Consider the following 9,915-nt stretch of genomic DNA (forward strand, 5'->3'; position numbering starts at 1 on the left):
GGCCGCGCGGATCGCGGAGGCCGAGCAGCGCGCGGCGGAGGCCGAGGAGCGCGACGCCCGCTCCGCCGACGCCGCCGAGTCCATCCGCCAGCAGGTCGGCGTCGAGTCGGCGATGCGGGTGGACGAGGCCCGCCGCGAGGCCGAGGCCCTGCTCGCCGACGCCCGCGAGCGCGCCTCGGCGATGGTGGAGACCGCCCGCGCGCAGGCGGAGGCCCGCCGGCGCGGCGCGCAGGAGGAGCTGGAGGAGCTGATGCGCACCCGCGACGAGGTCGCCACCGAGTTCCAGGACCTGCGCAACCTGCTGCTGGGCACGGCGGCGGGGCAGCAGCCGGCCCCGGGTGCGGATGCCGCCGAGCGTCCCGTCGTGCCGCGGGCCGGCGACGTCCACGACGTCGGGGAGGACGACGCCGACGGCCCGGCGACGCAGGTGCTGGACCTCACCGACGGCGTGGGCGCCCGCTCACGCTGACCCCGACCGCCGCCGGCCGCCGCCGGGGCCCCGGCGGTGTCAGGGGCCCGGCGGCGGCCAGGTCGTCGGCAGCGGGGCGGCGGCGGGGTTGACCCGGGCCACCACCTCCTCCAGCACCCGCCGCACGGCCGGCTCGCCCACCCACAGGTGCTTGGCGCCCTCGACGGCGACCACCTCGGCCTGCGGGATGGCCGCGAAGCGCTCCCGCGCCTCGGCCGGGCGCAGGAAGTCGTCGAACTCCGGGACGAGGGCCGTCACGGGCCTGCCCGAGGCGCCCCACGCCGCCAGGTGCTCCGGCCGCGACCAGCGCAGCGGCGGCGAGAGCAGGATCAGCCCCTCCACGAGCGGGTCGAGGCCGTGGACGAGGGCGAGGTCGGTGCCGAAGGACCACCCGAGCAGCCACACCCGGGGCAGCTCCTCGAACTCGGCGAGCTCCAGCGCGGCGGCCACGTCGTACCGCTCGGCGTCGCCGGCGTCGAAGCGCCCCTCGCTGCGACCCCGGGGGCTGGCGGTACCGCGGGTGTTGAAGCGCAGCACGGCCAGGTCGGCCATCGCGGGCAGCCGGTAGGACGCCTTGCGCAGCACGTGGGAGTCCATGAAGCCACCGGCCGTGGGCAGCGGGTGCAGCGTCACGAGGGTCGCCACCGGGTCGGCCTCGGCGGGCAGGGCGAGCTCGCCGACGAGGGTGAGGCCGTCGGCGGTGTGCAGCTCGACGTCGCGGCGACGGGCGGGCAGCACGGTGGCGGCCCGCACCTCCTGCGGTGAGCCGTCCGCCGGGACGGCGGGCCCGGTGTCGTCCGCGGTGGTCTCGAAGCCGTCGTCGTGGCCGTCGCGGCGCGTCCCGCTCACGCCGCACCCGCCCGTGCGCCGGTGTCCTGCGCGCACTCGGCGGCCACCGCGGCCGCGAAGCGGTCGACGTCCTCGTCGCGGGTGTCGAAGGCGGTCATCCAGCGGACCTCTCCCGTGGTGGCGTCCCAGAGGTGGAAGGCGAAGCGCTCCTGCAGGCGCGCGCGGGCCGGCGCCGGCAGCACCGCGAAGACGGCGTTGACCTGCACCGGCCGGGTGATCCGGACCCCCGGGACGTCGGCGACCGCCGCGGCCAGCCGCGCGGCCATCGCGTTGGCGTGCGCGGCGGAGGTCCGCCACAGGTCCCCGTCGAGCAGCGCGAGGAGCTGGGCGGCGACGAAGCGCGTCTTCGAGGCCAGCTGCAGCGACTGCTTGCGCAGCCGTTCCAGCCCCTCGGCGGTGCCGGGCCGGCACACCACGACGGCGTCGGCGAGCAGCGCGCCGTTCTTCGTCGCGCCCAGGGAGACGACGTCGACGCCGGCGTCGGTGGTCAGCGCCCGCAGGTCGCAGCCGAGGGCGACGGCGGCGTTGACCAGCCGGGCCCCGTCGAGGTGGACGCGCAGGCCGAGGTCGTGCGCGCGGCGGGTCAGCGCCGCGGTCTCCTCCGGTGTGTAGCAGGTGCCCAGCTCGGTGCTCTGCGTCAGCGAGACCGCGCCCAGCGGCGCCCGCATCGGGGCGGCGGCCCGCACGGCGGCGGCCTCCAGGTCGTCGGGGGTGACCTTGCCGTCGACGGCGGGCAGACCGACGAGCTTGATGCCGCCGACGTGCTCGGGGGCGCCGCCCTCGTCGTCGTCGACGTGGGCGCCGCGGGCGCAGGCCACGGCCTCCCAGCGGCGGGTCAGGGCCTGCAGGGCGACGACGTTGGCTCCGGTGCCGGACAGCACGGGGTGCACCTGCGCCTGCGGGCCGAAGTGCCGGCGCACGACGTCCGCGAGGGCTGCGGTGTAGGGGTCGGCGCCGTAGCTGCCGACGTGCCCGTCGTTGGCGGCCGCCAGCGCGGCGAGGACCTCGGGGTGGGCGCCGGCGGCGTTGTCGCTGGCGAAGCCGCGGACGGCCGGGTCGTGCAGCCTGCTCGTCGTCACGGCGGGCACCGTACCCGCGCCGGCTCAGCGGCGGCGCGACCGGGCGCGCCAGCAGCCGCTGTGCCAGTGGCGGCGCTCCTCGGCCCCGGCGGCCGGGCTGAAGGTGCCCGCGGCCGGCCAGGCCACCAGGTGCGGGGTGCCCGGTTCGATGGTCTGCGCGCAGCCGGGGCAGCGGTAGGTCTTCGCGGAGCCGCTGCCGGCGACGGGACGCACGATCCAATCGCCGTCGGGTCCCGCCTCCAGCCGCTGCATCCCGGCCGGGACGAGGCCACCGAGGGGGCGGTCGGGGCGGCGGCGGTTGGCGCGTGGCACGTCCCGATGCTGCCGCACGCCCCGCCCGGGCGCCGCGGGGAGGGGGTCGCGGTCGCAGCGGTGGCGCCGCGGCCGCGACCGGTCCGCTCCCCGCGGCACCGGACGCACTACCGGGCGCGATCCGCGGTGGTGTCCCCTCCACACCGCCGAGGCCGCGCCCGGTTCACCCTGTAGACGCGGTTGGCGGTGGTTTCGTTACACCCGGGCAGCGGACCGGCAGCGATGTCACCGTGCGCGCCGAGGACCTCACACGCTGGTGAGCCGACGGCGCTGCCGCGGTGGCTGGTTACCCTCTCGGCGTGCGCCTCGTCATCGCCCGCTGCTCCGTCGACTACGCCGGACGTCTCAGCGCCCACCTGCCCCTCGCCACCCGGCTGCTGCTCGTCAAGGCCGACGGCAGCGTGCTCGTGCACTCCGACGGGGGCTCGTACAAGCCGCTGAACTGGATGAGCCCGCCGTGTCGGCTCTCGGTGGCGGCCGGGGACGGCGGTGGCGGTGTGGTGGAGACCTGGACGGTGCAGCACGCCAAGGGTGACGACCGCCTCGTCGTGTCGATCCACGAGGTGCTGCACGACTCCAGCCACGACCTCGGCGTGGACCCTGGCCTGGTGAAGGACGGCGTGGAGTCACACCTGCAGGCGCTGCTCGCCGAGCACATCACCACCCTCGGCGCGGGCTACCAGCTCGTGCGCCGGGAGTACCCCACCGCCATCGGGCCCGTCGACATCCTCGCCAAGGGGCCCGACGGCGGCAGCGTCGCGGTCGAGATCAAGCGCCGCGGTGAGATCGACGGCGTGGAGCAGCTCACCCGCTACCTGGAGCTGCTCAACCGCGATCCCCTGCTCAGCCCGGTGACCGGGGTCTTCGCCGCCCAGGAGATCAAGCCGCAGGCGCGCGTGCTGGCCGCCGACCGCGGCATCCGGTGCCTCACGCTGGACTACGACGCCCTGCGCGGCATGGACGACGGCAGCGCCCGGCTGTTCTGACGCAGCTCCCGCGTCAGCACCTGCGCCTGCGCCGCCGGCACGGGTGCCAGCGGCAGCACCCGGTACAGCCGCGTGACGCGCAGCAGCCGCAGCACGGGCGGCGGCACGTCGTCCAGGACGAGGCGCCGCCCCTGCCGCTGCGCGCGGCGGTGGGCGCCGACGAGGACGCCGAGGCCGGTGGCGTCGGCGATGTGCGCGTCGCCGAGGCCGGCGACGAGGTCTCCGGTGCCGCCGTCGACGGCGCGGTGCAGCGCCTCGCGCACGTCCGGCACGGAGTGGACGTCCAGCCGCCCGTGCAGGCGGACGAGGCGTCCTGGTTGTTCTTCTTCCACGTAGCCGCCGTCGATGGTGTCGCGGCGCGGCTCCGCAGCGATGTCCACTGCCATCAGTCCTCCCCCGAGGAAGCCGGCCGGGGCCGGCGAGTGCTGTGGTGCGCTTGCTGGTCGCGGGGCGCGGGTGCGCCCACGTGTTCTCTGACGCCGTCGGCGGCGGATCGGTTGCACCCGTCCCGGAACGGGGAGGCACTGCCGACGCGTCGCTGCGGGCCGAACACAGACTGCCATCCATCACTACCCGAGCGTCATTGTTTTGACGCACCGTTGCCGTTCGGTGACCTGGAGCGGTGGTTGGGGACGGGTGGGTGGCGACGCGCGCAGCGCGGGGCGCCGGAAGGCGGCGGCGGGCGCACACTGGGCCCGTGACGTGGGGCAGCTACCACTCCCTGCTCGGCCCGGTGGTCGCCTTCGTGGCCGTCGGGGTGCTGGTGCTGCTGCTGCGCTGGACCTTCTCCTCGGGGCACTCCCTCGTGGAGCGGCGCCCGCAGCAGGGCGGCACGGACGAGTACGGGCTGCTGGAGGTGGTGTCCACGCCCGGGACGTTCGTCGAGGCGGAGCTGCAGCGCCTCGCGCTGCAGGAGGCCGGCATCCGCGCCACGCTCGCCCCCACGACGGAGGGGCCCCGCGTCATGGTGTTCCCCGAGGACGCCCGGCGGGCGCGGGAGCTGCTCGGGTGAGCACGGGCGGGCGGGTGCCCGGTGCGGGCCGGTGGCTCAGGCCACGTTGACGTTGTGCCCCGGCGGGGAGGACTCCAGCCACGAGGCGAGGCCGGTGTAGGCGTCCGGGCTCATGGCCATCTCGAGGTCCTGCCCGCGATGGCGGCACTCCACGACGATGGCGCCGGGCTGCACGGCGAGGGCCTCGGCACCGCCGGGCTCGCGACGCCCCGCGACGTCGAGCGCCCCCCGTGCGTAGCTGCACGAGGGGCGCAGGGAGAAGGAGAACATCCGATACCAGTCGAGGCGGTCGACCTCGTAGCGCGCCACGCCGAGGGTCCAGTGCCGCCGGCCGCGGGACTCGGTGCGCACCGAGCAGTCGAAGCTGCCGACCCGGCCGATGAGCGTCCGGCGGCGTACCACCACCGCGAGGAGGGCCAGGACGACCAGGACGGCCGTGGCGCCGATGATCTCCAGGGAGAGGAGGAACGGCCCCACGGCGGTCCGTCTCGTCAGTGCGCGGCGGGAGCGGCGGACCCGCCACCGACCTCGACGGTCTCGGCGACCAGGGTGACCCGGTCGTGGTCGACGGAGAGGAAACCACCGTCGACGGCGGCGGAGATCCCCTCACCGCCCGCTGCGGTGATCACCACGTTGCCGGACCCGAGGATCGCCAGCAGCGGCTCGTGACCGGCCAGGATGCCGATCTCCCCCTCCGCGGTACGGGCGCGCACCATGCTCGCCTCACCGGACCAGACCTGCCGGTCCGCGGCGACCAGCTCGACCTGCAGCTGAGCCACGCGATCCTCCTCCGTCGTCGTTCGTGCATGGTATGCGGTCGTGCGGGGGCGGCCCACCGTTGCACGGCGGGCCACCCCGGAGGGCTCAGCGGCCCTCGGTCTCCTTCTGGATGCGAGCCCAGTTGCGCTCGACGTCCTCGAGGCCACCGACGTTGAAGAAGGCCTGCTCGGCGATGTGGTCGAGGTCGCCGTCGCAGATCTTGGAGAAGCCCTCGATCGTGTCGCGCAGCGGCACGGTGGAGCCGGCCACACCGGTGAACTTCTCCGCCATGTACGTGTTCTGCGACAGGAACTGCTGGATGCGCCGCGCGCGGCTCACCGTCAGCTTGTCCTCCTCCGACAGCTCGTCCACGCCGAGGATGGCGATGATGTCCTGCAGCTCCTTGTTGCGCTGCAGGATCTGCTTGACCCGCACCGCGGTCGCGTAGTGGTCCTTGCTGATGTACAGCGGGTCCAGGATGCGCGAGGTCGAGGCCAGCGGGTCCACGGCCGGGTACAGACCGCGCGAGGCGATCTCGCGGGACAGCTCCGTCGTGGCGTCCAGGTGCGCGAACGTCGTGGCGGGCGCCGGGTCGGTGTAGTCGTCCGCGGGGACGTAGATCGCCTGCAGCGAGGTGATCGAGTGGCCGCGGGTGGAGGTGATGCGCTCCTGCAGCACGCCCATCTCGTCGGCCAGCGTGGGCTGGTAGCCCACCGCGGAGGGCATGCGGCCCAGCAGGGTCGAGACCTCGGAGCCGGCCTGGGTGAACCGGAAGATGTTGTCGATGAACAGGAGCACGTCCTGCTTCTGCACGTCGCGGAAGTACTCCGCCATCGTCAGCGCGGACAGCGCCACCCGAAGGCGGGTGCCCGGCGGCTCGTCCATCTGCCCGAAGACCAGGGCCGTCTTGTCGAAGACGCCGGCCTCGGCCATCTCGCCGATGAGGTCGTTGCCCTCGCGGGTGCGCTCACCGACGCCGGCGAACACCGACACGCCGCCGTGGTCCTGCGCGACGCGCTGGATCATCTCCTGGATGAGCACGGTCTTGCCGACGCCCGCGCCACCGAAGAGGCCGATCTTGCCGCCCTGCACGTAGGGCGTCAGCAGGTCGATGACCTTGATGCCCGTCTCGAACATCTGGGTCTTGGACTCCAGCTGGTCGAACGCGGGTGCCTTGCGGTGGATGGGCCAGCGCTCGGTCACCTCGAAGCGCTCACCGGGCTCGAGGTTGAGCACGTCGCCGATGGCGTTGAAGACCTTGCCCAGCGTCGCGTTGCCGACGGGCACGGAGATGGGCGCACCGGTGTCGCGCACGGGCGCACCGCGCACCATGCCGTCGGTGGGCTTCATGGAGATGGCGCGCACCATGTTCTCGCCGAGGTGGGATGCCACCTCCAGCGTGATGGTCTGCGTCTGCCCGCCGAGCGTGACGTCGACCTGCAGGGCGTTGTTCATCTCCGGCATGGCGTCGGCGCTGAACTCGACGTCGACGACGGGGCCGATGACGCGGGCGATGCGGCCGGTCGCGCCACCTCCGGTGGTGCTCGGCGTCTCGGTGGCGGTCGCGGTCATGATCGCTCCTCGGTGGTGATCATCTGTCGGGTGGTCGTCGTGGGTGCGCGGTGCGTCAGGAGGACGAGCCGGCGGAGGCGAGGGCGTCGGCGCCGCCGACGATCTCGGTGATCTCCTGGGTGATCTCCGACTGCCGGGCGTTGTTCGCCAGGCGCGTCAGGTTCTTCACCAGCTCCTCCGCGTTGTCCGTCGCGCTCTTCATGGCCCGCTGGCGGGCGGCGAGCTCGGAGGCCGCCGCCAGCAGGAGGCAGTTGAAGATGCGGCTCGTCACGTACTGCGGCAGCAGCTGGTCGAGCACGTCCTCCGGGCTCGGCTCGAAGCTGTACAGCGGGGTGAGCTCACCGTCGGCCGGCCCCGCGACGCCCTCCACGACCTCCAGCGGCAGCAGCCGGATGACCCGCGGCTCCTGGGTCACCATGTTCACGAAGTGGGTGTAGACGACGTGGATCTCGTCGACGCCCCCCTCGTTCTCGTCCTTGCCGAAGTCCGCGACGAGGCGGTCGCCGATCTCCTTGGCGTCCTGGAACGCCGGCTTGTCGGTGAACCCGGCCCACTCCGCCGTGATGTCGCGGCGGCGGAAGCGGTAGAACGCCGCCGCCTTGCGGCCCACCAGGTAGGGCAGGACCTCCTTGCCCTCCTCGCGCAGGGTGGCCGCCAGCCGCTCCCCCTCCTTCAGGACGGAGGAGGAGTAGGCCCCCGCGAGGCCGCGGTCGCTGGTCAGCAGGACCAGCGCCGCGCGCCGCACGTCGGGCTTCTCCGTGATGAGCGGGTGCTCGAGCGTGCTGTTCGCCGCGGCGGCCGAGACCGCCCGGGTGAGGGCACGCGCGTAGGGCGAGGAGGCCCTGACCGCCGCCTGGGCCTTGACGATCCGCGACGCCGCGATGAGCTCCATCGCGCGGGTGATCTTCTTCGTCGCCTGCACCGAGCGGATCTGCCGCCGGTAGGCCCGCAGCTGGCCTGCCATGTCCTAGCCCTCCTGCCTCGTCGGGACGGTCGTCACTGAGCGGCGTGCGCGCCGCCGCGACGCGACGTGGTGATCTGCTCCTGCAGCACGTCGCCCTCGTCGACGCGGCCCTGCTCCCCGTCCTGCGGCACGGAGGCGGAGTCGTCGCTCGCGGTGAACTGCGGGCGGAAGCGCTCCAGCTCCTGCTCCAGGGCGGCCTTCGCGGCGTCGTCGAGGACCTTGGTCTCGCGGATGGCCTGGAGGATGCCCGGCTGCGCACGGCGCAGGTGGGCGAGGAACTGCTGCTCGAACGGCAGGACGTCGGCGACGGCCACCGAGTCGAACTTGCCGGTGGTGCCCGCCCAGATGGAGACGACCTGCTCCTCCACGGGGTACGGCGAGTACTGCGGCTGCTTGAGCAGCTCCACCAGGCGGGCACCGCGCTCCAGCTGGCGGCGCGAGGCGGCGTCGAGGTCGGAGGCGAACATCGCGAACGCCTCCATCGAGCGGTACTGCGCCAGGTCCAGCTTCAGCGTGCCCGAGACCGACTTCATCGCCTTGATCTGGGCGGCGCCGCCGACGCGGGAGACGGAGACGCCGACGTCGATGGCGGGACGCTGGTTGGCGTTGAAGAGGTCCGACTGCAGGAAGATCTGCCCGTCGGTGATGGAGATGACGTTGGTCGGGATGTACGCCGAGACGTCGTTGCCCTTGGTCTCGATGAACGGCAGGCCGGTCATCGAGCCGCCGCCCAGGTCGTCGGACAGCTTCGCGCAGCGCTCCAGCAGGCGGGAGTGCAGGTAGAAGACGTCGCCGGGGTAGGCCTCGCGGCCCGGCGGGCGGCGCAGCAGCAGCGACACGGCGCGGTAGGCCTCGGCCTGCTTGGACAGGTCGTCGAAGACGATGAGGACGTGCTTGCCGCCGTACATCCAGTGCTGGCCGATGGCGGAGCCGGTGTAGGGCGCCAGGTACTTGAAGCCGGCCGGGTCCGAGGCGGGGGCCGCGACGATGGTGGTGTACTCCATCGCCCCGCCCTCCTCCAGCGAGCGCCGGACGCCCGCGATGGTGGAGCCCTTCTGGCCGATGGCGACGTAGATGCAGCGGACCTGCTTCTTCGGGTCGCCCGAGGCCCAGTTCTCGCGCTGGTTGAGGATCGTGTCGATCGCGATCGCGCTCTTGCCCGTCTGGCGGTCGCCGATGATGAGCTGGCGCTGGCCGCGACCGATCGGGATCATGCCGTCGATGGCCTTGATGCCGGTCTGCAGCGGCTCGCGGACCTCCTGGCGCTGCACGACCGTGGGGGCCTGCAGCTCCAGGGCGCGGGTGCCCTCGGCCCTGATCGCGCCCTTGCCGTCGATCGGGTTGCCCAGCGGGTCCACGACCCGGCCGAGGTAGTCGTCGCCGACGGGCACGGAGAGGACCTCACCCGTGCGGTGGACCTCCTGGCCCTCCTCGATGCCGGAGAAGTCGCCGAGGACGACGACGCCGATCTCGCGGACGTCGAGGTTGAGGGCCAGGCCGAGCGTGCCGTCCTGGAAGCGCAGCAGCTCGTTGGCCATGACGGAGGGCAGGCCCTCCACGCGCGCGATGCCGTCACCGGCCTCGGTCACGCGCCCGACCTCGTCGCGCGCGGCGGTGCCGGGGTCGTACGACGCCACGAAGGCGTCGAGCGCGTCCCGGATCTCCTCCGGGCGGATGGTCAGCTCGGCCATGTCGGTGCCCTGCTCTCCTTGGTGGTGGTGCGCTGTTCTGGGGGGTGGAGCGCCGTTCGGGCTGCTCACGCGGGCCGGGGGCCCTGTGGTGTCAACCAGCGAGCCTGCGACGCGCTTCCGCGAGGCGGCTGCTGATGGTGCCGTCGATGACCTCGTCGCCGACCTTCACCCGCAGGCCGCCGAGGACGTCGGGGTCGACGTCGACGTTGAGCCGCACGGCAC

At 73.6% G+C, this 9,915-nt stretch carries 12 protein-coding genes and 1 pseudogene; 3 read left to right on the plus strand and 10 right to left on the minus strand.

The window, feature by feature from the left end; translation table 11 throughout:
- Positions 1-469 (plus strand): annotated as a pseudogene (locus tag ABEB16_RS07690) (hypothetical protein); the annotation flags it as partial.
- Between the two features lie 39 nt (positions 470-508).
- Here ABEB16_RS07690 and ABEB16_RS07695 read toward each other — a convergent pair.
- Genes ABEB16_RS07695 through ABEB16_RS07705 form a run of 3 tightly spaced genes read right to left on the minus strand, consistent with a single transcriptional unit; the run spans position 509 to position 2,709 of the window.
- On the minus strand, positions 509-1,318 hold the full coding sequence (locus ABEB16_RS07695; protein ID WP_425560132.1) for an alpha/beta hydrolase: 810 nt from the start codon (positions 1,316-1,318) through the stop codon (positions 509-511).
- The gene (locus ABEB16_RS07700) at positions 1,315-2,397 is read right to left on the minus strand and encodes a threonine aldolase family protein (protein ID WP_345711675.1); all 1,083 of its coding nucleotides are present in this window, start codon (positions 2,395-2,397) and stop codon (positions 1,315-1,317) included. Before ABEB16_RS07700 ends, ABEB16_RS07695 begins: the two co-directional genes overlap by 4 nt.
- 24 nt (positions 2,398-2,421) lie before the next feature.
- Positions 2,422-2,709, minus strand: a complete 288-nt coding sequence (locus tag ABEB16_RS07705) for a hypothetical protein (RefSeq protein ID WP_425560133.1) — start codon at positions 2,707-2,709, stop codon at positions 2,422-2,424.
- Between the two features lie 299 nt (positions 2,710-3,008).
- Between ABEB16_RS07705 and nucS the strand changes: the two genes are divergently transcribed.
- A complete protein-coding gene (gene nucS / locus ABEB16_RS07710; protein WP_345711676.1) occupies positions 3,009-3,695 on the plus strand; it encodes an endonuclease NucS in 687 nt (228 codons plus the stop codon).
- On the opposite strand, the gene ABEB16_RS07715 is transcribed toward nucS, so the two are convergent.
- A complete protein-coding gene (locus ABEB16_RS07715) occupies positions 3,647-4,027 on the minus strand; it encodes an STAS domain-containing protein (protein ID WP_345711685.1) in 381 nt (126 codons plus the stop codon). The genes nucS and ABEB16_RS07715 overlap by 49 nt on opposite strands.
- 365 nt (positions 4,028-4,392) lie before the next feature.
- Between ABEB16_RS07715 and ABEB16_RS07720 the strand changes: the two genes are divergently transcribed.
- Positions 4,393-4,707, plus strand: coding sequence for a hypothetical protein (locus ABEB16_RS07720; RefSeq protein ID WP_345711677.1), 315 nt, complete (start codon positions 4,393-4,395; stop codon positions 4,705-4,707).
- 36 nt (positions 4,708-4,743) lie between these two features.
- On the opposite strand, the gene ABEB16_RS07725 is transcribed toward ABEB16_RS07720, so the two are convergent.
- From ABEB16_RS07725 to ABEB16_RS07750, 6 genes are all read right to left on the minus strand, one after another.
- Positions 4,744-5,184, minus strand: a complete 441-nt coding sequence (locus ABEB16_RS07725) for a DUF2550 domain-containing protein (protein ID WP_345711678.1) — start codon at positions 5,182-5,184, stop codon at positions 4,744-4,746.
- A gap of 14 nt (positions 5,185-5,198) precedes the next feature.
- Positions 5,199-5,486, minus strand: coding sequence for a F0F1 ATP synthase subunit epsilon (locus ABEB16_RS07730; protein WP_345711679.1), 288 nt, complete (start codon positions 5,484-5,486; stop codon positions 5,199-5,201).
- Positions 5,487-5,571: 85 nt separating this feature from the next.
- Positions 5,572-7,038: a F0F1 ATP synthase subunit beta gene (gene atpD / locus ABEB16_RS07735; RefSeq protein ID WP_345711680.1), complete on the minus strand. Its 1,467-nt coding sequence runs from the start codon at positions 7,036-7,038 to the stop codon at positions 5,572-5,574.
- Between the two features lie 55 nt (positions 7,039-7,093).
- Positions 7,094-8,002 (minus strand): F0F1 ATP synthase subunit gamma, encoded by a 909-nt coding sequence (locus ABEB16_RS07740; protein WP_345711681.1) that lies wholly within the window; start codon positions 8,000-8,002, stop codon positions 7,094-7,096.
- 32 nt (positions 8,003-8,034) lie between these two features.
- The gene (gene atpA / locus ABEB16_RS07745; RefSeq protein WP_345711682.1) at positions 8,035-9,693 is read right to left on the minus strand and encodes a F0F1 ATP synthase subunit alpha; all 1,659 of its coding nucleotides are present in this window, start codon (positions 9,691-9,693) and stop codon (positions 8,035-8,037) included.
- A gap of 91 nt (positions 9,694-9,784) precedes the next feature.
- Positions 9,785-9,915, minus strand: a 131-nt coding sequence (locus tag ABEB16_RS07750; RefSeq protein WP_345711686.1) for a F0F1 ATP synthase subunit delta, incomplete at its 5' end; no start/stop codon positions are given.

It is taken from the genome of Kineococcus glutinatus, assembly GCF_039542765.1.
In the GTDB taxonomy this organism is placed as follows: Bacteria; Actinomycetota; Actinomycetes; order Actinomycetales; family Kineococcaceae; genus Kineococcus_A; species Kineococcus_A glutinatus.